Source organism: Microbacterium sp. PI-SA-G (assembly GCF_057215335.1).
Map to the genome: position 1 here is coordinate 1963332 of NZ_CM170103.1, position 23041 is coordinate 1986372.

Annotated in this window: 20 protein-coding genes; 12 read left to right on the plus strand and 8 right to left on the minus strand. The window is 68.8% G+C overall.

Annotated features, from left to right (window positions below; all coding sequences use genetic code 11):
* Positions 1 to 108: 108 nt before the first annotated feature.
* From AC2D10_RS09545 to AC2D10_RS09570, 6 genes are all read left to right on the plus strand, one after another.
* Entirely contained in the window at positions 109 to 1371 is a 1263-nt protein-coding gene (locus tag AC2D10_RS09545) for an ABC transporter substrate-binding protein (protein ID WP_484707365.1), read from the plus strand.
* Positions 1372 to 1375: 4 nt separating this feature from the next.
* On the plus strand, positions 1376 to 2350 hold the full coding sequence (locus tag AC2D10_RS09550) for a carbohydrate ABC transporter permease (protein ID WP_484707366.1): 975 nt from the start codon (positions 1376 to 1378) through the stop codon (positions 2348 to 2350).
* Positions 2350 to 3177 (plus strand): carbohydrate ABC transporter permease, encoded by an 828-nt coding sequence (locus AC2D10_RS09555; protein WP_484707367.1) that lies wholly within the window; start codon positions 2350 to 2352, stop codon positions 3175 to 3177. Before AC2D10_RS09550 ends, AC2D10_RS09555 begins: the two co-directional genes overlap by 1 nt.
* 3 nt (positions 3178 to 3180) lie before the next feature.
* A complete protein-coding gene (locus AC2D10_RS09560; protein WP_484707368.1) occupies positions 3181 to 5325 on the plus strand; it encodes a right-handed parallel beta-helix repeat-containing protein in 2145 nt (714 codons plus the stop codon).
* Between the two features lie 79 nt (positions 5326 to 5404).
* A complete protein-coding gene (locus tag AC2D10_RS09565; protein ID WP_484707369.1) occupies positions 5405 to 6523 on the plus strand; it encodes an Rv2578c family radical SAM protein in 1119 nt (372 codons plus the stop codon).
* A 51-nt stretch (positions 6524 to 6574) separates the two neighbouring features.
* Positions 6575 to 7114 (plus strand): YaeQ family protein, encoded by a 540-nt coding sequence (locus AC2D10_RS09570; protein ID WP_484707371.1) that lies wholly within the window; start codon positions 6575 to 6577, stop codon positions 7112 to 7114.
* A gap of 136 nt (positions 7115 to 7250) precedes the next feature.
* Here the strand turns inward: AC2D10_RS09570 and AC2D10_RS09575 are convergent, their stop codons facing one another.
* Positions 7251 to 9518 carry a DEAD/DEAH box helicase gene (locus tag AC2D10_RS09575; protein ID WP_484707372.1) on the minus strand — a complete coding sequence of 756 codons (2268 nt, stop codon included), beginning with the start codon at positions 9516 to 9518 and terminating at the stop codon, positions 7251 to 7253.
* Between the two features lie 256 nt (positions 9519 to 9774).
* On the opposite strand from AC2D10_RS09575, the gene AC2D10_RS09580 reads away from it, so the two are divergent.
* Entirely contained in the window at positions 9775 to 10671 is an 897-nt protein-coding gene (locus tag AC2D10_RS09580; protein WP_484707374.1) for an aldose 1-epimerase family protein, read from the plus strand.
* Positions 10672 to 10709: 38 nt separating this feature from the next.
* Here AC2D10_RS09580 and AC2D10_RS09585 read toward each other — a convergent pair whose 3' ends face one another.
* Positions 10710 to 13874: an efflux RND transporter permease subunit gene (locus AC2D10_RS09585; RefSeq protein ID WP_484707375.1), complete on the minus strand. Its 3165-nt coding sequence runs from the start codon at positions 13872 to 13874 to the stop codon at positions 10710 to 10712.
* Positions 13875 to 13888: 14 nt separating this feature from the next.
* Complete coding sequence (locus tag AC2D10_RS09590; protein WP_484707376.1) at positions 13889 to 14476, minus strand: TetR/AcrR family transcriptional regulator; 588 nt, start codon at positions 14474 to 14476, stop codon at positions 13889 to 13891.
* A gap of 292 nt (positions 14477 to 14768) precedes the next feature.
* Here AC2D10_RS09590 and AC2D10_RS09595 point away from each other — a divergent pair, with 292 nt between their 5' ends.
* A complete protein-coding gene (locus tag AC2D10_RS09595; protein ID WP_484707378.1) occupies positions 14769 to 15506 on the plus strand; it encodes an ABC transporter ATP-binding protein in 738 nt (245 codons plus the stop codon).
* A 2-nt stretch (positions 15507 to 15508) separates the two neighbouring features.
* The gene (locus AC2D10_RS09600) at positions 15509 to 16906 is read left to right on the plus strand and encodes an FtsX-like permease family protein (protein ID WP_484707380.1); all 1398 of its coding nucleotides are present in this window, start codon (positions 15509 to 15511) and stop codon (positions 16904 to 16906) included.
* A gap of 32 nt (positions 16907 to 16938) precedes the next feature.
* On the opposite strand, the gene AC2D10_RS09605 is transcribed toward AC2D10_RS09600, so the two are convergent.
* Both AC2D10_RS09605 and AC2D10_RS09610 read right to left on the minus strand, forming a co-directional pair.
* Complete coding sequence (locus AC2D10_RS09605) at positions 16939 to 17298, minus strand: fluoride efflux transporter FluC (protein WP_484707381.1); 360 nt, start codon at positions 17296 to 17298, stop codon at positions 16939 to 16941.
* The gene (locus AC2D10_RS09610) at positions 17295 to 17675 is read right to left on the minus strand and encodes a CrcB family protein (RefSeq protein ID WP_484707382.1); all 381 of its coding nucleotides are present in this window, start codon (positions 17673 to 17675) and stop codon (positions 17295 to 17297) included. The genes AC2D10_RS09605 and AC2D10_RS09610 overlap by 4 nt, the downstream gene beginning before the upstream one ends.
* An 87-nt stretch (positions 17676 to 17762) precedes the next feature.
* Between AC2D10_RS09610 and AC2D10_RS09615 the strand changes: the two genes are divergently transcribed.
* Complete coding sequence (locus AC2D10_RS09615) at positions 17763 to 19292, plus strand: FAD-dependent oxidoreductase (RefSeq protein WP_484707383.1); 1530 nt, start codon at positions 17763 to 17765, stop codon at positions 19290 to 19292.
* Positions 19293 to 19301: 9 nt separating this feature from the next.
* Here AC2D10_RS09615 and AC2D10_RS09620 read toward each other — a convergent pair whose 3' ends face one another.
* The 3 genes from AC2D10_RS09620 to AC2D10_RS09630 form a co-directional block, all read right to left on the minus strand.
* Complete coding sequence (locus AC2D10_RS09620; protein ID WP_484707384.1) at positions 19302 to 20102, minus strand: nitroreductase family protein; 801 nt, start codon at positions 20100 to 20102, stop codon at positions 19302 to 19304.
* 4 nt (positions 20103 to 20106) lie between these two features.
* Positions 20107 to 20487: a hypothetical protein gene (locus AC2D10_RS09625; protein WP_484707385.1), complete on the minus strand. Its 381-nt coding sequence runs from the start codon at positions 20485 to 20487 to the stop codon at positions 20107 to 20109.
* Between the two features lie 65 nt (positions 20488 to 20552).
* The gene (locus AC2D10_RS09630; RefSeq protein ID WP_484707386.1) at positions 20553 to 21374 is read right to left on the minus strand and encodes a MerR family transcriptional regulator; all 822 of its coding nucleotides are present in this window, start codon (positions 21372 to 21374) and stop codon (positions 20553 to 20555) included.
* 125 nt (positions 21375 to 21499) lie between these two features.
* Here AC2D10_RS09630 and AC2D10_RS09635 point away from each other — a divergent pair, with 125 nt between their 5' ends.
* Together AC2D10_RS09635 and AC2D10_RS09640 are read left to right on the plus strand one after the other, a co-directional pair.
* Positions 21500 to 22342: a DUF4097 family beta strand repeat-containing protein gene (locus AC2D10_RS09635; RefSeq protein WP_484707387.1), complete on the plus strand. Its 843-nt coding sequence runs from the start codon at positions 21500 to 21502 to the stop codon at positions 22340 to 22342.
* Positions 22339 to 22959, plus strand: a complete 621-nt coding sequence (locus AC2D10_RS09640) for a PadR family transcriptional regulator (protein WP_484707388.1) — start codon at positions 22339 to 22341, stop codon at positions 22957 to 22959. The genes AC2D10_RS09635 and AC2D10_RS09640 overlap by 4 nt, the downstream gene beginning before the upstream one ends.
* Positions 22960 to 23041 lie beyond the last annotated feature (82 nt).

The following is a 23041-nucleotide window of genomic DNA, read 5'->3' on the forward strand; positions in this document are numbered from 1 at the left end:
ATGTGATGTTTGCTTGATCGTTTTCGTAAGACGTAGTATGTTTCGACGCAGGGACCTGCACCGACGGGTCGCGCAGCACACTTCCTATCACCGTTGAGAGGTATCGCAATGAAGCGAAGGATCGTCATCCCCGCCGCCATCGGCGTCGCGGCACTGGCACTGACCGGCTGCGGCGGAGCATCGCCGAGCGGTTCGAACGAGGGCTCGGGCTCCGGCGACAAGCTCGTCGTGTGGAACTGGGGCGACGCCGACGAGGCCGCCGCCGCGTACACCGAAGACGTCAAGGCGGCGTTCGCCGAGAAGCACCCCGACGTCGAGGTCGAGATCGTCAACCAGCCGTTCGACCAGTACTACACGCTGCTCGGCAGCGCGACCGAAGCCGGCACCGGCCCGGATGTCGCGCTGTTCAACGGCGGCACCCAGCTGAAGAGCCGGGCCTCGACGCTCATCCCGGTGACCGACGAGCTCGCCGACCTCGAGGACACCCTCGCTGGCTGGCCTGCGTTCCAGGTCGACGGCGAGACGTACTCCGCGCCGATGTTCCTGCAGGGCTTCCCGATCTACTACAACAAGGCGCTGTTCACGGCCGCCGGCCTCGACGCCGACACCCCGCCCGCCTCGTGGGACGAGCTGACCGCCGCATGCACCGCGATCGGCGAGAAGACCGAGGCCTCGTGCTTCGCGCTCGGCAACAAGGAGGGCCTCGGCATCGAGTTCTTCCTCTCGGGCTTCGGCTCCGGAATCTTCACCCCCGAGGAATACGACGCCTGGATCGAGGGCGAGCGCGACTGGACCAGCGAGCACGCCGTGCAGGCGCTGCAGATGTGGACCGACTCGGCGGCCGACGGCTGGTACAACGAGGGTGCCAACTCCACGGCAATGTTCAACGACTCCTTCGACCTCTTCTCGGCCGGCAAGTCGGCCATGGTCGTCGGCCTCATGAGCGGCACGGCGCACTGGAAGCAGTTCGATGAGTTCCTCGGCGAGGACCTCGGGTTCATGATGCCGGTCGCGACCAACGACGGCACCACGCTCGCACTCCCCGGCGAGGGCGGCATCGGCTACGCCGTGCTCAACGAGGAGAAGAAGGACCTCGGCGTCGACTGGATCAAGGCCACGGTCGACCACGACGCGCTCTCCGCCTACTCGCTCGCCGGTGGTCAGATCACGTCCGACACCACGATCGAGCTCGACACCGACATCGCTTCGGCCAACGACATCGTCGCCGAACTCGGCGGCAGCAAGCCGCTGCTGCACACCGCGCTCGAGGCCGACACGCTCGACCTGCTGCACCGCCTCGGTCAGCAACTCCTCGGCGGCGAGGTCACGGTGCAGGACGCCGCAGCACAGCTGGCAGCGTCGGAGGGCTGATCTCTTGTCGACCGACACCACCTCGGCCCGGACCCTCGTCCTCGCGGACAAGGGTCCGGGCCGCGGGCGCCCCGCGCGCGGCAGCCGCCGCGACCTGGGCATCCCGCTGCGCAAGAAGCCGTGGACGTCCGAGCGCATCGCGCCCTACCTCATGGTGCTGCCGGTCATCCTGATCCTCGCCGTCTTCCGGCTCTACCCGCTCCTGCTCGGCGTGAACTACTCGTTCACGGGCGACAAGGAGCTCAACGGGCAGTTCGTCGGCTTCGAGAACTACCTCACGCTGCTCGGCGACGCGCGCTTCCAGGCCTCGGCCCGCAATGTGCTGGTCGTGATGCTGTTCGTGCCGATCCAGGTCGCCGTCGCCGGCATCCTGGCCACATTCGTCTTCCTGAAGATCCCGGGCCACCGCTTCTACCGCAGCGTCTACTTCCTGCCGGTCGTGCTGTCGCCGATCATCATCGGCGCGATCTTCAACATCCTGCTCGCCGCCAACGGACCGATCAACAACGCCCTCGGCGCGATCAACCTGCCCGGCGTCGACTGGCTCGGGCTCCCCGGCACCGCGCTCCCCTCGGTCCTGGTCGTGCACATCTGGGCCACCTTCGGCATGGCCTTCACGATCTTCCTCGCCGGATTCGCGACCCTCGACGCCGAACTGCTCGACGCAGCCAAGATCGACAGCGCCACCCTGTGGCAGCAGATCGTGCACGTGATCATCCCGAGCCTCAGCCAGACCATCCAGTTCGTGTTCGTCACGACCACGATCGGCATGCTCACGGGCCTCTTCGGGCTCCTGTACACGATGACCGCCGGCGGCCCGGGCGCGGCCAGCTACCTGCCCGAGTTCCTCATCTGGAAGCTCAACGGCGAAGCGCGTCCGGCGCTCGCGTCTGCGGCATCCGTCTTTCTGCTGCTGATCGTGCTCGTGATCGGGCTGATCCAGATCCGCGTGCTGCGTCGCGCCACGAAGGAGGTCTGATGCGCAAGGAACGCCTGAGCAAGTGGCTCATCGCCGTGCCCATGATGCTGCTGGCCCTCGCCACCATCGCCCCGATGCTCTACGGGCTCAACATCGCCCTGAAGACCCGCAAGGACTACGTGCTCGACCGTCTGGGCATCACCCAGACGTTCAACGTGCAGAACTTCATCGACGCGTGGACCAACGCCGACATGGGTCGGTACTTCGCGAACACGATCATCGTCACGGTGTTCTCCGTCGCGATCCTGCTCGTGCTGGCTTCGATGTGCGGCTACGCGCTCAGCCACCTCACGTTCCGCGGCAGCAAGGTCGCGTTCCTGATCGTGCTGGCGATGATGATGATCCCGTTCCAGGTGATCATGGTCCCCACCATCAAGGTGCTCAGTGACATGGGCCTGATCAACTCGTTCCCCGGCCTGATCATCGCCTACGTGGCGCAGTTCCTGCCGTTCACGGTGTTCTTCATGACGTCGTACTACTCGGGCATCCCGAGGGAGCTCACCGAGGCGGCACGCGTCGACGGCAACGGCCTGTTCGGCGTCTGGTTCCGCATCATGATCCCGGTCGGCAAGCCGGCACTCATCTCGATGGGCATCCTGAACGCGCTGTTCGTGTGGAACGACATCCTCATCGCGCTGCTCATCATGCAGTCGCCGCAGAACCGCACCGTGATGGTCGGCGTCAGCGCCCTGCGCGGACAGTACCCCGACAACGTGCCGACCTACATCGCCGGCGTGCTGCTCGCGGTGCTGCCGATCATCCTGGTGTACCTCGTCTTCCAACGACAGATCTCCGCCGGTGTGACCGCCGGAGCAACGAAGGGCTGACCCATGAGCACGGACCGGATCGAGGTGCATGTCGCCCCGGACGGATCCCCGTTCGCCGACGGATCGCACGGTTACCCCGCGAACGACCTCTCCCACGGACTCGCTCTCGTGCGCGCCCGCCGCGAACCGGGGCAGCGCGCCGTGATCTGGATGGCCGGGGGCGAGTACGCGCACACCGTGCCGGTGTCGTTCCACGGCGCCGACTCCTTCACAGCCGTCGTCGCGGTCGACCCGGCCGATCCGCCGGTGCTGCGCGGGTCGGTGCGCATCACCGGATGGCGTCCGGTCGAGGTGAACGGGGTGTCGGCGTTCGCGGCACCGTCGCCCCGCAGCGCCGCCCGCCGGCTGTACGTCGACGGCGTCGCGGCCGAGCGCCCGCGGTATCCGCGCGAGGGCTTCCTGCGGGTCGAGGAGCAGACAGGGCTCGACCCGGCCGGCAGCTTCGTCGGAACGCTGTTCGACGGCGCGGCATCCTTCCGCTTCGCCGAGGGCGACATCCCGGACCTCGCGCAGCAGAGCGCGGTCGAGATCGTCGTGCCGCACTACTGGGTGCAGGAGCGGATGCCGGTGACCGCGATCGACCGCGAGACCCGCACGATCACCAGCTCGCTGCAGAGCATCTTCGCGCTGCGCGACGACGCCGCGAAGCTGTTCGCCCGCTACTGGCTCGACAACGTCGCCGAGAGCTTCGGCGAGGTCGACGGCGAGTGGTACCTCGATGCGACCGGTGAGCTGGTCGGAGCATCCGGCCCTCACGTGCTCTACCTGCCGGCGCCGGGCGTCGACATCGCGTCCCTCGACGTGCGGATGCCGGCGACTGAGGCTTTCGTCACCCTCGACGGCACCGCGGCGGCGCCTGTGCGCGAAGTCCGCTTCGAGGGCATCCGGTTCGCGGAAGCGGACTTCGACACGGTGCCGCCCGCCGTGCCGCCGTTCGGAGTGCGCGAGGATCCGCAGCTGCCGGCGGAGCGACGCTACGCGGCCGACGTGCAGGCGGCGAGCACGGTTCCCGCCGCGCTGCGCTTCACCTTCGCCCGCTCGTGCGCCGTGATCGGCGGCGGCGTGGAACGCGTCGGCGGCTACGGCGTGAGCCTCGGACCCGGCACGCGCGGCACGCTGATCAGCGGGGTGGAGTTCCGCGATCTCGGAGCGGGCGCGGTGCGATCGGGCGGCGGCATCGATGCGCTCGCGGCCGACTACAACCAGGCGAACGAGGTGTCGGACTGCACGCTGCACCGCGGCGGCCAGGTGTACCCGAACGCGGTCGCGGTGCTCTTCCAGCACGGCTCGCACAACGTGATCGCGCACAACGAGATCAGCGACTTCCTCTACTCGGGCATCTCGGTGGGCTGGATGTGGGACTACCTGCACAGCCCGTCCGAGGGCAATCGCATCGAGGGCAACCACATCCACGACCTCGGCAAGGGCCTGCTCAACGACATGGGCGGTGTCTACCTGCTCGGCATCGCGCCGGGTACCGTCGTGCGCGGCAACCACATCCACGACGTGGAGTGCGCGAACTACGGCGGCTGGGGCATCTACCTCGACGAGGGCTCCTCGCACGTGGTGATCGAGCAGAACGTGGTGCACGACGTCTCGAGCCAGGCGTATCACCAGCACTACGGGCGCGAGGTGATCATCCGCGACAACGTGTGGGCGTTCGGGCGCAACGGGCAGATCTCGATCACGCGACCGGAGCCGCACGTGTCGTTCACCTTCCACCGCAACATCGTGGTCGGCGCGGGCATGCCGGCGTTCGTCGGTTACCCCGACCACCGCGACATCCGCAACTTCGGCATCGACAGCGACCTGAACCTGTTCTGGGACGACTCTCCGCAGGCGGGGGCGGCCCGCGCGGCGAACGCGGCGCGCGAGACGCAGCCCGACGGCAGCGTCGGCTTCGAGATCATCGAGGCGCTCGACGCCGAATGGGCGCGGCTCGGTCACGATCGGCACTCGCTCACGGCCGATCCGCTGTTCGTCGATGTCGCGGGGCGTGATCTGCGGGTGCGCGAGGGGTCGCCCGCCGAGGAGCTGGGAATCCGCGTGCCGGATGTGCGCGGCGCCGGGCCGCGGCCGGTGAGTGCGCGGCGGCATCCGCTCGCGGCGTCGACAGCCGCCGATCCGTTCCTGCCCACCCAGGGGTAGCTCGTCGCTTCAGTTGCCTCAGTCGTCTCTTTCTTCGAAGCTCGCTTGCGTTACCGTCGTTCGCATGTTCGAATGAAGCATGCGTTGGCAAGGACAGAAGCTCGAAGAGACCGATGCCGCCGCGCTCCCCGGCCTCGAGGAACGCAGGGGCGTGCTGCGCACCGTCACCACGCCGGAGTTCGCCGGCATGACGTTCCATGAGGTGCTGTCGAAATCGGCGCTGAACCACGTACCCGGCGCGTCGCGCATGCCTTTCGCGTGGACGATCAACCCCTATCGCGGATGCAGCCATGCCTGTGTCTACTGCTTCGCCCGCGGCACACACGAGTACCTCGACCTCGACGGCGGATCGGACTTCGACTCGCAGATCGTCGTGAAGGTCAACGTCGTCGAGGTGCTCGAGAAGGAGCTGCGCAAGGGCAGCTGGCAGCACGAGACCGTCGCCCTGGGCACGAACACCGACCCGTACCAGCGGGCGGAGGGGCGCTACAAGCTCATGCCCGGCATCATCGAGACGCTCGCGGCATCCGGCACTCCCCTGTCGATCCTCACCAAGGGCACGCTCATCCGCCGCGACATCCCACTGCTCGTGAAGGCCGCCGAGCGCGTGCCGGTGGACGTGCAGATGTCGATCGCGATGTACGACGACGAGCTGCAGAAGGCGATCGAGCCCGGAACACCGACCACGCAGGCACGCCTCGACACCGTGCGCGCGCTGGCGGACGCCGGCTTCCGCGTGACCGTGTTCCTGATGCCGATCATGCCGCACATGACCGACTCGGTCACGGCGATCGACGAGGCGCTCACGCGGATCAAGGCATCCGGAGCGCGCTCCGTGATCTACGGCGCGCTGCACCTGCGGCCGGGCGTGAAGCCGTGGTTCTTCCAGTGGCTCGGCGAGGCGCGACCCGACCTCGTGTCGTCGTACCGCGGCCTGTATCCGGGTATGTCCGCCGAAGCGCCCAAGCCCTATCGGCAGTGGCTCGCGAAGCGGGCGCGTCCGCTGATCCGCGCGCACGGTCTCGACGGACGACACGAAGACGACTACCCGCAGCGGGGAACCCGTCCGGGGCAGGGGCACGCCGAGTCGATCTGGCGCCAGGGCGGCGTGCAGAGCGCCGGCCGCTCGAGCGCGGCTGTCACGTTCCGGACCACGGGGTCGGGCTCAGTCGCCCCCGCGCAGCCCATGCTGTTCTGAGGCACGCCTTCCGGTCGGTGGCGACACCGCAGACGCGTAGGCTCGACAGTTATGGCTCTCGGCGCGACAATGCACACCTTCGACGTCTCACTCGCCGACACCGACCGGGGCGTCTACGAGGACTTCTCGCTGCGCGTGGCCCGGCATCCGTCCGAGACCGACGCCTACATGGTCACCCGCATTCTCGCTTTCGGACTCGAGCACGCCGAGGCCATCGCCTTCAGCGAGGGCATCTCGCAGACGAATGAGCCCGCCGTGCTCGTGCGCGACATGACCGGGGCGATCCAGGCGTGGATCGAGATCGGCGCCCCCGACGCCGAACGCCTGCACTACGGCAGCCGCCTGGCCGAGCGCACCGTCGTCTACACGCATCGTGATCCGGCGAAGGTGATCGCGCCGTGGGTGGGCAAGAAGATCCACCGCGCCGATGCGATCCGCGTCTTCAGCTTCGATCCCGGATTCGTCGAGTCGGTGGTGCCGCACCTCGATCGGCGCAACGCGCTCACGCTCACCGTGACCGAACGCGAGCTGTACCTCGACCTGAACGGCACCTCGCTGAGTTCGTCGATCCACGAGCACGAGATCGCGTAGCCCGGCGCCCGCCGCCCGGGCCGCCGCGCCCCACACCCGCGTTCACAACTCAGCAGAAACAACGCCGAAGGGCCCCGGAACACGTGTTCCGGGGCCCTTCGGGGTGATTCTTGCTGAATTGTGAACGGTTGGGCGATCAGCTCGTCAGGTCGGCGGCGGTCGGCACGCGACCGGCGATCTCCTCGATGACGTCGTCGTCCAGACGGGCGTTCTCGAACGGCGCGTCGATCTCGGCGCGCTCGAGCATCTCGGTCATACGACGCTGGCGCTGACGCGTGATCAGCGTGACGACGCGACCCGAACGACCCGCGCGACCGGTGCGACCCGACCGGTGCAGGTACGTCTTGTACTCGTCCGGGGCGTCGGCCTGCACGACCAGGTCGATGTCGTCGACGTGGATGCCGCGGGCGGCGACGTCGGTCGCGACGAGCACGTTCACGCGACCCGAGGTGAGCCGCTCGAGGTTGCGCGTGCGCTTGGCCTGGTTCAGGTCGCCGTGCAGCGAGACCGCGGGGATGCCGGCGTCGTCGAACTGCTCGGCGAGCATGTCGGCGTACGCACGGGTGCGGGCGAAGACGAGCGTCTTGCCGGCACGGTCGACCAGCGAGGTGAGGATCTCGGCCTTGTCGCGGTGCTCGATCACGAGCACGCGGTGCTCGATCTGGCTGGAACCCTGGTCTTCACCGGCGACCTCGAAGACTGCCGGGTCGATCAGGAACTCGTCGACGAGAGCTGCGACCTCACGGTCGAGCGTGGCCGAGAACAGCAGCTTCTGGCTGCCGTCCGCCGTGTGACGCAGGATGCGCTGCACGGGCTCCACGAATCCGAGCTCGCACATGTGGTCGGCCTCGTCGAGCACCGCGATGCGGCAGTCCGAGAGGTCGAGCTTGCCCTGGTTGATCAGGTCCTCGACGCGTCCGGGCGTGCCGATGATGATGTCGACGCCCTTCTTCAGCGCACCCACCTGGCGGCCCTGCGGCACGCCACCGTAGATCTGCGTGGTGAAGAGGCCGACGCTGCGGGCGATCGGCTGAATCGTGCGGTCGATCTGCAGCGCGAGCTCACGGGTCGGCGCGAGGATGATCGCGCGCGGCGAGCGTCCGAACTCACGGCGCTTGCCGGCCTGCGACTGCAGTACGCGCTCGACGAGCGGTGCACCGAAGGCGATGGTCTTGCCCGAGCCGGTGCGGCCGCGGGCGAGCACATCGCGTCCTTCGAGGACGGCGGGGATGCTGGCTGCCTGGATTGCGAACGGCGACGCCGCGCCCAGCTCGGCGAGCGTGTCGACGATGTTCGAGCCGAGCCCGAGGTCGCCGAAGGTCACACCGTCGACCTCGACGGCCGCGACGGACTTGGCCTCGAGGCGGTCGTGCACGACGTCCTCACCCGGCTCGAACTTCTTCGCGGAGTTCGAGTTCGAGTACGAGATCGGGCTCGACGTGGCGTTCCAGTCGTTGCGGCTCGGACGATCGTTGCGTGCCGGACGCCCACGCGTGTCAGACGTCAGCGGACGCGGACGCTCGGTGCGGTACGCGCCACCGGTCGACGGACGGCTGCGGTCGCCGCCACGGCCGGTCGTCGGGCGCTCGGAGCGCGGACGCTCGTCACGGCCACGCTCGTCGCGGGGGCCGTCGAACGAGCGCTGCGTGCGGTCGCGGTCGAACGCGCGGCGTGCGCGATCGGCGTCGAAGGTGCGCTCGGGACGCTCGGCTCCACGGTTCGGGCGGTCGTCTGTGCGGTTCGGGCGGTCGCCGTAGCCACGACCCTGCGGGGCGCTGCTGCGGTCGTCACGGCGCGGACGCTCGTCACGGTCGAAGCGCTGGCCGCCACGGTCGTCACGGTAGGTGCCGGCGCCGGTCGGACGCTGGCTGCGGTTGTCATGGCGCGAGCTCTCGCCCGAGCGGTGGTCGCCGTCGCGGAAGCCACGACGCTGGTCGCCGGCCGGACGCTCACGGTCGAAGCGCTGGCCACCGCGGTCGTCGCGGTAGGTGCCGGGACCGGTCGGGCGCTGGGCGCCACGGTCGTCGCGGCGCGGACGCTCGTCGCCGCGGTGGTGCGGCGTCTCACGACGGCCGGACTCGGCACGGTTGCGGATGCCGCGGGCCTCGTCGCGACCGGCGCGCTCCTGCGCGTTCCAGCGCTGCTTGGGCGCGCCCGACTCGGCCTCGGCCGGACGGTGTCCGCGGTGGCCGGCGCTGCGGCTGCCGGGACGACGGTCGTAGCCGCCGGCTGCGGGCGCGCTGCGCCGGTCACCGGCATCCGCGCGTCCACCGCGCTCGTCACGAGCACCGTCACGCGACGGGGCCGCGTGGTGACGGTCGTGGAACGAGGTCTTGTTGGCGCCGTAGCGCGGCTCGAAATTGCGGGCTGCTCGCCCGCCCTGGGGCTTCTTGCTCTTGGGCATTGTCGGATCTTTCGTTCTCGCACGAGAACAGCGCTGCACGCACACGCGCGCACCGCGAGCAGAACTCGGATGCGGGGAGAGCGGAGAAGGGGCTATTCCTGTGATGGTTCATGTGCGTCGATGGACGCTCACCATCGGCCCCTGGACTCACACTTCACACTCATAAAACGTCCGCGCCATGCGCGGCTGTCCGAAGCCGACCCGACGAGTCTACCGGACTCACCTGAGAGAGCGCCGGGCACCCTACGCTGAGGGGGTGATCTTCGTTTCTCCCACCGGCACCCAGGTCGCCCTGCAGCTCGGCGACGTCTCCGCTCGCATCACGCAGGTCGGCGCCTCGCTCCGCTCCTTGCGCGTCGGCGAGGTCGACCTCATCCCGTCGTATCCGGATGACGCACCGACGCCGTCCTGCTCGGGAGTCGTGCTCGCCCCCTGGCCGAACCGCGTGCGCGACGGCGCGTGGGACGACGCCGGCACGTCGCGACGCCTCGCGATCTCGGAGCCGAAGCTCAACAACGCCAGCCACGGCCTGCTGCGTTTCACCGCGTACGACATCGCCCAGACCGAGACGGCTGTCGTGCTGAGCGCGATGATCGTGCCGCAGACCGGCTATCCCTACCTGATCGAGACCTCGGTCGCCTACACCCTCACGGCCGACGGCATCGAGGTCACGCACACGCTGACCAACCGCTCGGCCGATGCCGCGCCGGTGGCGCTGGGCACGCATCCGTTCCTGATGATCGGCGGCGTCGACACACACGATCTGGTGCTGACGGTGCCTGCCGAGACTGCGTTCGAGGCGGACGAGCGGATGCTGCCGACCGGTACCCGTCCGGCCGACGCCGCGATGCGTGAGGGCGTGCGCCTCGGCGACATCGACCTCGACACCGGATTCACCGATCTCGCGCGCGACGCCGACGGACTCGTGCGGCATTCGCTCACCGCCCCCGACGGACGCCGCCTCACGCTCTGGCAGGGCGAGGGGTTCGACTTCGCGCAGGTCTTCACGACCGACAAGTATCCGGGGCAGGAGCTCGCGGTGGCGATCGAGCCGATGACCGCTCCCGCCGACGCGTTCAACAGCGGTCTCGGCGTGCGCCGTCTCGCCCCCGACGAGAGCTGGACGCTGCGCTGGGGCATCACCTTCGCCTAGCCTTCTTCCTTCCGCCGAGACTCCGCTTTCGCGCCGACTCAGTCCGCGGAACGCTGACGCAGCTCGCGACGTGTGAGCGCGTGCGCGTTCTCCGCCGCGGAGGTCGAACCCGCAGCATCCGAACCCGCAGCATCCGAACCGTCAGCATCCGGGCCCTTGCGAGCGCGGCGCCGCTCCTTCGCTCCCTCGACGAGGTTGTAGAGCGTGGGCAACACGATCAGGGTCAGCACTGTCGAGGAGATCAGTCCGCCGATCACGACGATCGCGAGCGGCTGCGAGATGAAGCCGCCGTGCCCGGTGATTCCGAGCGCCATGGGCGTGAGCGCGAAGATGGTCGCGAGCGCGGTCATCAGGATCGGGCGCAGACGCTTCTCGCCACCGGCGCGCACCGCATCGACGGTCGACAGCCCCTTCTCGCGATACTGGTTCACGAGGTCGATGAGCACGATCGCGTTCGTCACCACGATGCCGATGAGCATCAGCACACCGATCAGCGAGGCGACACCGAGCGGCACACCCGTGATGATCTGCAGCAGGATCGCCCCGGTCGCCGCGAACGGCACCGAGATGAGCAGCAGCAGCGGCTGACGCAGCGACTTGAACGTCGCCACCATCACCACGTAGACGATCAGGATCGCGGCGAGCATCGCCAGTCCGAGCTGCGAGAACGAGTCGGCCTGCTGCGAGGCGACTCCGCCCACCTCGGCGGAGGCGCCGTCGGGCAGATCCGCGGCGGCGAGCGCGGCGGTGACCGAAGCCGTCGCGACAGCGAGGTTGTCGGATGCCGGGGGCACCGTGATCGTCGAGGTCCGACGGCCCTGCTCGGTGGTGATCGACGTCGGCCCGTTGCGCTGCTCGACGGTCGCGATCTCCTGCAGCTGCACGATGCCGAGCGGGGTCGGGACCGCCAGCGTCCGGAGCGCGTCGACCGTGGTCGGGGGCTCGGGGGCGACGAGGTACACCGTCAGCGCGGTGTCATCGATCTCGACGGAACCGAGCTGCTGGGGACGCATCGTGTTCGAGACGATGGCACCCACGGCGACCTCCGACAGTCCGCGCTGAGCGGCAGCGTCGCGATCCACCACGACGGCGATGTACGGCAGCGATGCGGCGAGGTTGTCGGTCACCTGGCCGACGCCGTCGCGCCCGTCGAGCTCATCGAGCACGGAGCTCGTCGCGGTCTGCAGGTCATCGGCGTTCGACGCGGACACCGTGATCTCGATGTCGCTGGAGCCGAAGCTGGCGGATGCCGCGACGGAGACGTCACCGACCTCGTCGCCGAGCCCGTCGATCGCGTCCTGCACATCGGCGCGCAGCTTCTCCTGGTCGGCGTCACCGTCGGTGAGCACTGAGTAGGTGACGCCCGCTCCGCCGGAGAACGCGTCGCGCAGGGCGGAGCCGCTCGAGCCGATCGACGCCTGCACGTGCTCGATGCCGTCGAGACCGAGCAGAGCGTCCTCGACGCTGACCGCGGCATCCGATTTGGTCTGCAGGCTCGCGGTCGGACCGAGGTCCTGCGTCACCGTCAGGGTGTTCTGACCGGAGTCGCCGAGGAAGTTGACCTTCATCAGCGGCGCAGCGGCGATCGTGCCGCCGAGCACCACGACCGCGATGAGCACGGTGATCCAGGAGTGCTGGAGGGTCCAGCCGAGGATCGGACGGTACGCGCGCTGCAGTTTGGTGGGCGGTGCGTCCTGGTGCTCCGGGTCGATCGCCACGCCGTTCTCGTCGAGCAGCGGCTTGCCGGGGCGCAGGAACCAGTACGCCAGCACCGGCACGATCGTCAGGGAGACCAGCAGGGAGGCGACCATCGCGATGGCGACGGTCACGGCGAACGGTCGGAACAGCTCGCCGACCGCGTCGCCGACGAACACGAGAGGCAGGAACACGGCGACCGTGGTGATGGTGGATGCTGTGATGGCCATCGCGACCTCGCGCACGGCGAGCCTGATGGCATCGCCCTTGTCGGCGTCGCCCACGTAATGCCGCTTGATGTTCTCGATCACGACGATGGAGTCGTCGACCACGCGACCGATCGCGATCGTGAGCGCACCGAGGGTGAGGATGTTCAGCGAGTAGCCGAAGGCCTGCAGACCGATGAAGGTGACCAGCACCGAGGTGGGAATCGAGATCGCGGTCACCAGCGTCGAACGCACGGACAGCAGGAACACCAGGATGACGAGCACCGCGAACACGAGGCCGAGCAGGCCTTCGGTTGCGAGACTCTCGATCGACTGCTGGATGAACGGCGCCTGATCGAAGATGATCGTGAACTCGGCATCCGGGAATGCCTCGCCGATCTCGTCGAGCGCGGCGATCACGCCCTTCGAGACGTCGACCGTGTTCGCGGCCGGGAGCTTGGTGATCGAGATCGAGAGGGCGTCCTCGCCGTCGACGCGCGAGATGGAGGCGACCGGATCGGATTCCTGCGTGACGGTCGCGACGTCGCCGATGGTCGCCGTCGTGCCGACCAGCGGCAGTGCGGCGATCTCCTCGACCGACGTGATCTTCGCGCCCGTCTGGACGGTGAGGGTCTGCCCGTTCTCAGTGATGTCGCCACCGGGGAAGAGTGTGCCGTTCTGTTCGAGTGCAGAGGAGATCGCCTGCGTGCTCTGGCCTTCGGCGGCGAGTGCAGCGACGTCGGGGGTGATGCTGATGCGCTGGCCGACACCGCCGATGATCTGCGCCGCGTTGACGCCATCGACGTCTTCGAGATCGGGGATGGCGACGCTCTGGAGTTCCGCCTGTGCGTTCTCGGCATCCTCGAATCCGGTGACGGCGACCTGGATCACCGGGAAGTCGTCGATCGAGACCGCGAGCACCTGGGGGCTCACGTCCTCGGGCAGCTGACCGGAGATGCGGTTGAGTGCCTGCTGGATCTTCTGCTCAGCCGTCGCGAGGTTCGTTCCGTAGGCGAAGGTCGCCTGCACGATCGACGCGTTCGTGGTGCTGGTCGCGGTCGTGCCCTCGAGCCCCGGCACACCCTGGATGGCCGACTCGACCGGGGTGGAGACGTCGTTCTCGACAACCTCCGGAGACGCCCCGGGGTAGGTGGTCATGACCATCAGGTTGGGCAGCTCGAGCGAGGGGATCAGCTCCTGCTTAAGGCTGCTCAGCGCCAGACCACCGAACACCGCGGCGACGATCGTGACGAGGGCGATGAGCGCGCGGTTCTTCAGGCTCAGGACGGCGAGATTCGACAAGGCTGTTCCTCGGTTCAGGGTGCGGAGGGCGCGGTGGCGGGAGCGGAGACGGGATCACCGAGGATCCGCTCCAGAGTGGTTTCGATGAAGGCGCAGTCGAGCGGGGTGTCGCGGATCTGCGTGCTCCACATCACCCCGTCGATGAAGATCATGGCGGCGGTCGCACGGTCGGCCCCGTAGACCGGTGCGACCAGGCTCACGAGCTGCTCCGACAGGTGGTGCGCGAGTTCGCGCAGTCGCGGGTCGTGGACCGCCGCGGTGACCACGGCGCGCTCGGCCTGCACCGCGCGGGCGTCTTCGAGGCTCTCGGCGATGAGCGCGGCGAGGACGGCGGGGGTGACTCCGCGGTCGGCGAGCACGAGACGGATGCCGTCGAGACGCGTGTCGACCTCTTCTGCGAGCACACCGAACGCGGCGGCACGCAGGTCGTCGAGGGTGTCGAAGTACTGCGTGGTCGCACCGAGCGGAACCTCGGCACGGGCGGCGACGCGGCGGTGCGTGAGGGCGTCGGCTCCGACCTCGACGATCAGCTCGGCGGCCGCGGTGACGATCTCGCGGCGGCGCGCTTCAGGGTCGCGTCGTCGACGCATCACCTTCGTCATGCCCACCCCCCCCGAACATCCGTACATGTACATTTGTACATTCGCCCGGTGGGAAGACGCTGGGAGCAGCACCAGCCAAACGCGAATCATGACGCGAAAACACGAGATCGACGCAGAAGTGATGCCGTGGTACTACCCCGGCGTCGTCCTGTGGGACGAAATGTGCCAGGAAGGCCCCGCGCGGCTTGGGCGCGGGTCACGGCGCTCCCTACTGTGAGAGCGACTCGACGCCCGGCCGCCTGTCTCGGCCCGCGGCATCCTCTTCCCTCTCGCCACGCACAGGAGCTTTCGCATGCCATCCACACCCATCGTCCAAGCCTCCGGCATCACCCGGGTCTTCGGGTCCGGAGCCGACACGACCCACGCGCTGCGCGGCGTCGATGTGGCCTTCGGATCCTCCAGCATCACGGCGCTGATGGGTCCGTCCGGCTCGGGCAAGTCGACGCTGCTCTACAACCTCGCCGGCCTCGACGAGCCGACGACCGGCCGCGCCCTCCTGCTGGGCTCCGACGTGGCCGCGCTCAGCCGCGCGCAGCTCGCCGAGTTCCGCCGCGACCACGTCGGCTTCATCTTCCAGCAGTACAACCTGATCCCCTCGATCACCGCGTTCGAGAACGTGGCACTGCCGATGCGCCTGGCGAAGACGAAGATCGACACCGCGCACATTCTGCGCACGCTCGCCGAGGTGGGCCTCGAGGGCAAGGAGAACCGCAAGCCCAGCGAGCTCTCGGGCGGTCAGCAGCAGCGTGTCGCTATTGCGCGCGTGATCGCCTCGCGTCCCGAGATCGTCTTCGCCGACGAGCCCACCGGCGCCCTCGACACCGTGACCGGTGCCGCGGTGCTCGGTCTGTTGCAGCGATCGGCCAAGCAGTACGGCCAGTGCGTCGTGATGGCGACGCACGACCCCACGGTCGCCGCACAGTGCGACCGCGTGGTGTTCCTGCGCGACGGCCAGCTGGTCTCCGAGATGGTCTCCCCCACCAGCGAGAGCGTGGCCGAGACGCTCGTGCAGCTGCGCAAGGCGGCCTGATCGTGCGCCATCTCGTCATGGCCGACCTGCGGCACTCGATCCGGATCTGGGCGGGCTCGCTCGTCGTGCTCGCCGTCACACAGCTCTGTGCGATGTGGGCCATGGGCTTGCTGTTCATCGGCGTCACGAACTTCGGGATCGCCACCGCTGACGCGTCCACGCTGCCGACGGTGACCACCTCAGCGGGTGAGACCCTGACGCCGGAGATGTTCCAGTTCCTCCCTTCCGCCATCGTCACGGCCATGAGTATCAGCTTCCTCATCGTCGCGATCGTGACCTCGATCACGGTCCGTAACGTCCTGAACGCCATCGTCTACCAGCGCCGGCGTGTGCTGGCGCTCTGGCAGCTCGCCGGCATGACTGACGGGCAGATGGTCGGTGTCCTTCGCGCCCAGGTCGCCCTGCTCTCGCTCGTCGCCTTCGTGCTCTCGGCGACCGCGGCCCTGCTCACCGGAGGGCAGCTCCCAGAGATCCTGCGCGCCGGAGACCTCCTGTACACGCCGCCGATGTCGACCTGGGGCGTGTACCCCGGCTTCGCCGTCGGAGCCCTGGCGTCCGCCCTGATCTGTGTGGCCGCTGTTCGTGGCGTCAGCAAGGAGCTGCGCGCGATCAGCCCGCTCGAAGCGATCCGCTCCGAGGGCGTCCGCGAACTGCCGATGAACCGTCGCCGATGGATACGGATGATCATCTGCGGCGCGCTCGCGGTCTTCTTTAACATCGTCACCGTGACATCCGCGAAGATGGAAGACGCGACCAACGGCTCCCTCCTGGCCGGCATGCTCGGCATCGTCGCGGTGACCGCCGGCGGGCCGTTGGTCGTCATCGGGATCGTGCGCGCCTGGACCAGGATCGTTCCGGAGCACCTGTCGGGCTCCTGGTTCCTCGCGCGGAAAACGCTGATCGCGTCGACCTCCCGATGCGTGGCGTCAGCCGGCTCGATCGCCGTCGCTGTGTTCCTGTTTACCGGGATGTTCTCGCTGCAGACCGCAGGAGGCCAGGACGCCGAGTTCGTGTCGTTCGCGCTCCTCGTCGGCCTCGCCCTGGCGATCTCGGTCACCGGATCGGTGGTGCTGGTGTTCATGGCCGGTCAGCAGCGCGAGCGCGAGATCCACCTGGCGGAGCTCGCCGGCGCGACACCGGCGCAGCAGATCCGTCAGGCGCTGTTCGAGGCGGTGATCGTCGTCGTCACCGGCAGCGGCATCGGCCTGTTCCTGTCGGCCGTCATGATCGCGGTCATCCAGCCCGCTCTCGCCGCCACGACCGGGTCGGCCGCATTCGCCATCGGCTGGGGCTACTTCGCCGGCATCGCTCTCGTGCTGCTGGTGCTCAACATCCTCGCCACCATCGTGCCGACGATGATCGCGCAGGCCGCGCGTGACCGGATCGCCGTTCCCGCGTGATGCGTTCGCCGCGGTCTGAGTCGACCCGTGACTCAGACCGCGGCGCCGAGCGCGAGGCCCGCGCCCGCCGCGAGCAGTCCGAGCAGCAGCATCCCGATCGCATTGGCGGCGGATGCGCCCCGCTCGCCGTCGCGCCAGAGCAACACGGTGTCGAGCATGGCCGTGCTGAAGGTGGTGTATCCGCCGAGCAGGCCCGCCCCGACGATGATCGCGGAGTCGGGAAAAGCCGACGCGACCAGACCCAGAGCGAACGATCCCGAGACGTTGACGAGCAGGATCCCCCACGGGAACCGCCGGCCGGCCAGTCGCGCGACGCCCAGGTCGGCGAGATACCGAAGCCCCGCGCCGAGGCCTCCGGCGAGCGCTGCGGCGACGAAGAGCAGCGGGCTCACGCGGCAGCTCCCTGCTGACGGCGCGGGCGTCCGATGCGCAGCCCTGCGGCCGCGGCGCCGACTCCCAGCACGAGCGACCCGGCGGCGTACGCGGCGGCGATGAGCGGAGCATCCGTCCACAGCGCGAGCGTGCCCGTCATGAATGCGCTGTAAGTGGTGAACCCGCCGAGCACTCCGGTGCCCAGCAGCAGACGCATCTCACTCGACGCCGGAAGGCGAGCCGCCAGGATGCCGAGCAGCAGCGCCCCGAGCACGTTCGCGATCAGAATCGCCACCGGCACTCCGCCCGCGTCCGGGACGACGAGCCCGAGAGCGAGACGTACGGCGGTGCCGAGAGTGCCGCCCGCGACGACGAGCAGGAGGCGGCGGGCATTCACGTTCGCCACTGTAGTCGCCTGCTGGCAGCGCGCCCCACGAATGTCAAGCCGCTGGGCACGAGGCGGTCGAGCACGTTGACTGAAGACATGAAGCCACTGTGGAAGACCGATACGATCCTGCCCGTCGGCTCGCCCTTCGAATCGGGTGCGCACCACGATGTCGTGATCGTCGGGGCGGGGCTCACCGGTCTCACGACCGCCGTCATGCTCACGCGTGCGGGGCTCGACGTGGCCGTGATCGACGCGGGCGAGGTCGCGCAGCTCGCGACCGGGGGCAACACCGGCAAGGTGTCACTGCTGCAGGGTCAGAGGCTCGCGCAGATCCGCCGCCACCACCCGGCATCTCTCGTGAAGGCGTACGTCGACGCCAACCGCGACGGCATGGACTGGCTGACCGCCTTCGCCGACACCGCGGGCGTCTCCTACACGCGGCGCACCGACCACACCTACGCGCAGCAGGTCGACGGCCTTGAATCCGTGCGCGCTCAGCACGATGCCGCCCGCGAGGCGGGACTCCCGACGCGGATGCTGACTCCCGGCGCCCTGTCATCGACGCCGTTCCCCGTGGCCGGTGCCGTCGCGTTGGATGACCAGGTGATGATCGACCCGGTCACCGTGGCCCGGGCGCTCACCGACGAGCTGATCGCGGGCGGCGGAACCCTGCACACCGGCGTTCGGGTGACCGGCGCGCGCGCGCTGCCCTCAGCACGCGTCGAAACGCCCGAGGGACCGATGTTCGCCGACCACATCGTGCTCGCGACCGGCTACCCGATCCTCGACCGCGGTCTGTACTTCACGAAGATCAGCGGCATGCGCTCGTACTGCGTGTCGTTCCGGGTGCCGGGGGCGGTGCCCGACATGACCTTCCTCTCGGTGGACAGCCCGACCCGGTCGATCCGCCCGGTCTCCGATGCCGACGGGCCCGGGAGCACGGCTCAGCTGATCGTGGGCGGCAATGACCACCCCGTGGGGCGGGCCGACAGTGAGGCGGCCGCGATCGACGACATCATCGCGTGGACGCATCAGTACTTCCCCGACGCGGTCGAGACGCACCGCTGGGCGGCGCAGGACTACACCTCGCACAACCAGATCCCGTTCGTCGGCGCGCTGCCGCGCGGGCTCGGTCGCATCCGCCTCGCGACCGGCTACGCCAAGTGGGGCCTGTCGAACGCCCCGGCCGCCGGCCAGCGTCTCACGACCGAGATCCTCGAGGTCAGCCGTCGCGACCGGCCGCAGTGGATGATCGCGCTGGGCACCCGCCTGACGAAGCCCGCCGATCTCGCCAAAGCTGCGTCCGAGGGGATGAAGGTCGGCGCGGCCGCGGTCACCGGATGGGCGAAGGCCGAAGCCACCGCTGTTCCCGTGGCACAGCCGGCCGAAGGTCAGGGCGTCATCGCGAACCGGGCGGGGCGGCCGGTGGCGGTCTCGACCGTCGACGGCGTCACCCGCGCCGTGTCGGCGGTGTGCCCGCACCTCGGCGGCGTCGTCGACTGGAACGACGCGGACTGCACGTGGGACTGCCCCCTGCACGCCTCGCGCTTCGCCCCCGACGGCACGCGGATCGAGGGGCCTGCGCTGAACGACCTGCGCCGGCTGCCGCGCACGACCGAGGGCTGATCCGCGGAGTCAGCCCAGCGGTGCATCCCACCCCTGCTGGGGCGTCTCGCAGCTCTCGCGGAACACGTACTGCGAGGCGAGGCGCCGCTGGCTGCTCGACCAGTCGATCGCCGGACGACGCTGGTCGGGCGGCAGGTAGCCGAGTCGGTACACCGCCATGAGTTCGAGATCGTCGGGCACGCGCAGCAGCTTCACGATCTCGTCCCAACGCCCGGGCACCTCCATGGGGAACGAGATGAACTGGATGCCCATGCCGAGCTCGACCGTGGTGAGCCAGATGTTCTCCATCGCGGCGCCCATGCTGAACAGCGAGTAGAACGACGAGAGCTGTCCGGGGCGATACTCGCTGCGATCCAGCATCACGCCCAGCAGCAGCGGTGACCCGGCGACCAGCTTGCGGTTCTCGCTGCCCAGCGTCTTCGGCACCCCGAACGTGTTCATCAGCGTCTGTCCGCGTTTGGTGAACACCTGGCTGGTGAAGGGGCGCAGCGCCGCGGGCAGCTTGTCGAACAGCATCCCGTTGCGCTTCTCGTCCATCTCGGCCTGACTGAAGCGGAAGTACGGCTTGTAGCGCTCGAAGAACGTGCCGTTCGACATCGCCTCGGTCATGCTCTCGCCCGAGATGCGGGCGACCTCGTCGATCGTCTCGCGGCTCTCGATCACCACGAATCGCCAGGGCTGGCTGTTCAGCTGCGACGGTGCGCGCCCCGCCGCCTCGAGCAGCACCCGCTGATGCTCCTCCGACACCGGGTCGGGGAGGAAGGGGCCGTTCGTGGTCTTACGGCGTCGGATGGCGTCGAGGAGTTCCATGCAGTCACTTCCGGTCGGAGGGGCGAAGCGAGCGGATGAGGCTCGCGAGGAAGAAGGGCGCGGCGGTCAGCGCGATGAGCGGATGCCGTCGGCTGTGCGTGCGCACTCGAGGGATGATCGCGAGCGGCACGGCGGCGGGCGCGAGCAGGAGAACTGCCGAACGGCTGGTGCCGCGGGGGCTGCCCCACCAGCCGAGCACGATCGCGACTCCCGTGGTCACGCAGGTGGCGATGTAGAGCGCGTGATGCACCCACCGGAAGTCGCGGGTGTCGATCAGCCGCATCGCGACGGCGACGCCGAGGGCGCAGTTCGCGGCATACGCGGACGCCGCGACGATGAACAGCGGCACCGCGTTCGTGCGCGCGCGGCGGGCCGTTCGGGTCATGCGACGACCCTACGCCCCTCGTGCGACATCGTCCCGACCCGCGCCGAGCGCGGGCCGGGGGATGCTCACAGGTGTGCTTCCGCGAAGATGCGCAGCGCGTCGCGCACGAACTCGGCGCCCTGCATACCGCCGGCGGCGGTCGCGTAGTTCGCGCCGAAGCGCGGATCGGCGACGTACATCTCGCCGAGCCCGATCACGTACGCCCTGGCGTCGCCGCCAGGGGTGGACGCGGGGGTGCCGGGCACCTCCCTCAGCCACTCGACGTGACGGCGCGCGATGCTCTGCGCCGTGTCGGATGCCGGATCGATGCCGCTCTCCGCGACGGCGATCCAGTCGCGCCCGAGGTCGGACACGCGCTGCTGCCAGTCGGCGCGCTCGGAGTCGGTCATCCCACGCCACCAGCTGTCGCCGTCGGCGTAGGCCTTCGCGCCCCAGCGCTCCTCGACCTCCTCCCGGTACTGGGTGTGGTCGAAGCCGTCGAACATGTTCTCTGCCATGAGGTTCTCACCTCCTCTCACTGCCTCGATGGTGGACTCGACCGCCGCGATCTGTCGCGCCAGCCGTGCCTGCTCCTCGCGCAGCAGCGCGAGGTGGGTCTGAAGAGCGGATGCCTCGCTGCGCTCCCGCGCGAGCACATCGGCGATCTGCGGCAGCCCGAGCCCGAGTTCGCGCAGCAGCAGGATGCGCTGCAGGCGCACCAGAGCGGGGCCGTCGTAGTGCCGGTAGCCGTTCGCCGCGATCCGCGACGGCGGCAGCAGACCGATGTCGTCGTAGTGACGCAGGGTGCGACTCGTCGTGCCCGCGAGTCGGGCGATCTCCTGGATCGACCAGTCGTCCGCGCTCGTGTCCGGCTCCTTTCGCTGCTGTACCGGTGTCGATGTCTCCACGATAGAAGTTGACGTAACGTCAAGGTCAACACCGCAGTGACCGAAAGGCTTGACACGGTCGAGATATATCGTGTTACCGTCGATCAACACGATATATCGTGACCGTCGACACAGGAGAAGCAGACATGACCGAGAAGTGGCTCATCGCCCCCGGCGAGGAACGCGTCATCGACATCGAATCCGCGACCCGGCTCAAGGTGGGCCTCGTCGGCGGGCAGGTCGATGTCATCGCGCACGACGAACCCAACGTCCGCATCGAGGTGCACGGCGTGACCACCAAGGACCTCCGCGTCGAGGTCCGCGACGGCGAGATCGAGATCGACCACCCGCAGCTGGGCTGGGACAACTTCCTCGAGGTCTTCCGCAACTTCGGCTCCGGTGGCCCCCGCGCCGAGGTCAGCGTCGCTGTCCCCCGCGCCATCGCTCTGAACCTCGGAGTGGTCAGCGCCGGTGCCCTGGTCTCCGGCCTCCGCAACGACGCCCGCCTCAACACCGTGTCGGGCGACCTCATCGTCGACACCCTGATCGGCGACCTCACGGTCAACTCGGTCTCGGGTGACGTGCAGGTGCGAGGGCTGACCGGATCGATCAGCGCCAACAGCGTCTCGGGCGACGTCGCGGTCACGGGAACGGTGCGCAAGGCGACCATCGACATCGTCTCCGGCGCGACCCTCGTCGATGCCGCGGGCGACGTGAACACCATCAACGTCAACTCCGTCTCGGGTGGCACGACCGTGCGCCTCGACGAGTCGCTCGCTGCGAACTACGTCATCCGCTCGCTCACCGGCCGCCTGCTGATCGACGGGGTTCAGCGCAACACCTCCGGCCCCAGCAACTACACCGGCACCAAGGGCGAGCTGGCAGGACGCTTCGTCGACCTGCGCGCCAACTCGGTCTCGGGTGGCGTCACCGTGCTCCGCCGCGCTCCCGAGTCCATCGAGAACGACCCCGAATGGGAGGAATCATGAGTCCCGCCGTCTTCTCTCACGGCGACCTGCGTCTGTACCTCCTCTCTCTGCTCGCGGAGTCGCCGCAGCACGGGTACGGCATCATCCAGTCGCTCACCGATCGCACGGGCGGCACCTACACGCCGAGCGCCGGCACGATCTACCCGCGGCTCGCGAAGCTCGAAGAAGAGGGCCTGGTCACCAAGACCGTCGACGGCCGCACCACGATCTACGCGATCACCGACGCCGGGCGCACCGAACTCGCCTCGCGTGAGTCCGATCTCGCCGGCATCGAGTCGGGCCTCGCGGACTCCGTGCGGCTGATCGCGAACGAGGTGCGTCAGAGCGTGAAAGACGCGATGAAGAGCCTGCGGGCCGACCTCGCCTCCGCCGAGAACGACGAGCGCGCGGCCGCGAAGGGCCGACCGCGTGAGGCGTCCGACAACCCGAAGGCGGTCAGCCGCGAAGAGATGCACCGCGCCGATGCCGTCATCAACGCGTTCCGCGCCCGCGTGCGCACGGATCTGCGGACCCATGTCGCGCAGGGCGGCGTGCTGCCGGCATCCGTCGTGTCCGAGCTCGAAGACGCGCTCGACGCCGCAGCCCGCAGCGTCACGGTCAAGCTGGCGCAGCCGTAGCATCCACTCGCGCGCCGGGTGTCACGAATGGCCGCCTCCCCTCGGGGATGGCGGCCATTCGCGTCCCCTCTCTTATGCGCAT

What these genes read in the sequence shown, in the direction of transcription:
- AC2D10_RS09545 (WP_484707365.1), top strand. Translation starts at nt 109, where the DNA reads ATGAAGCGAAGGATCGTCATCCCCGCCGCCATCGGCGTCGCGGCACTG.
- AC2D10_RS09555 (WP_484707367.1), top strand. Translation starts at nt 2,350, where the DNA reads ATGCGCAAGGAACGCCTGAGCAAGTGGCTCATCGCCGTGCCCATGATG.
- AC2D10_RS09560 (WP_484707368.1), top strand. Translation starts at nt 3,181, where the DNA reads ATGAGCACGGACCGGATCGAGGTGCATGTCGCCCCGGACGGATCCCCG.
- AC2D10_RS09565 (WP_484707369.1), top strand. Translation starts at nt 5,405, where the DNA reads ATGCGTTGGCAAGGACAGAAGCTCGAAGAGACCGATGCCGCCGCGCTC.
- AC2D10_RS09570 (WP_484707371.1), top strand. Translation starts at nt 6,575, where the DNA reads ATGGCTCTCGGCGCGACAATGCACACCTTCGACGTCTCACTCGCCGAC.
- AC2D10_RS09575 (WP_484707372.1), bottom strand. Translation starts at nt 9,518, where the DNA reads ATGCCCAAGAGCAAGAAGCCCCAGGGCGGGCGAGCAGCCCGCAATTTC.
- AC2D10_RS09590 (WP_484707376.1), bottom strand. Translation starts at nt 14,476, where the DNA reads ATGACGAAGGTGATGCGTCGACGACGCGACCCTGAAGCGCGCCGCCGC.
- AC2D10_RS09595 (WP_484707378.1), top strand. Translation starts at nt 14,769, where the DNA reads ATGCCATCCACACCCATCGTCCAAGCCTCCGGCATCACCCGGGTCTTC.
- AC2D10_RS09615 (WP_484707383.1), top strand. Translation starts at nt 17,763, where the DNA reads ATGAAGCCACTGTGGAAGACCGATACGATCCTGCCCGTCGGCTCGCCC.
- AC2D10_RS09620 (WP_484707384.1), bottom strand. Translation starts at nt 20,102, where the DNA reads ATGGAACTCCTCGACGCCATCCGACGCCGTAAGACCACGAACGGCCCC.
- AC2D10_RS09625 (WP_484707385.1), bottom strand. Translation starts at nt 20,487, where the DNA reads ATGACCCGAACGGCCCGCCGCGCGCGCACGAACGCGGTGCCGCTGTTC.
- AC2D10_RS09635 (WP_484707387.1), top strand. Translation starts at nt 21,500, where the DNA reads ATGACCGAGAAGTGGCTCATCGCCCCCGGCGAGGAACGCGTCATCGAC.
- AC2D10_RS09640 (WP_484707388.1), top strand. Translation starts at nt 22,339, where the DNA reads ATGAGTCCCGCCGTCTTCTCTCACGGCGACCTGCGTCTGTACCTCCTC.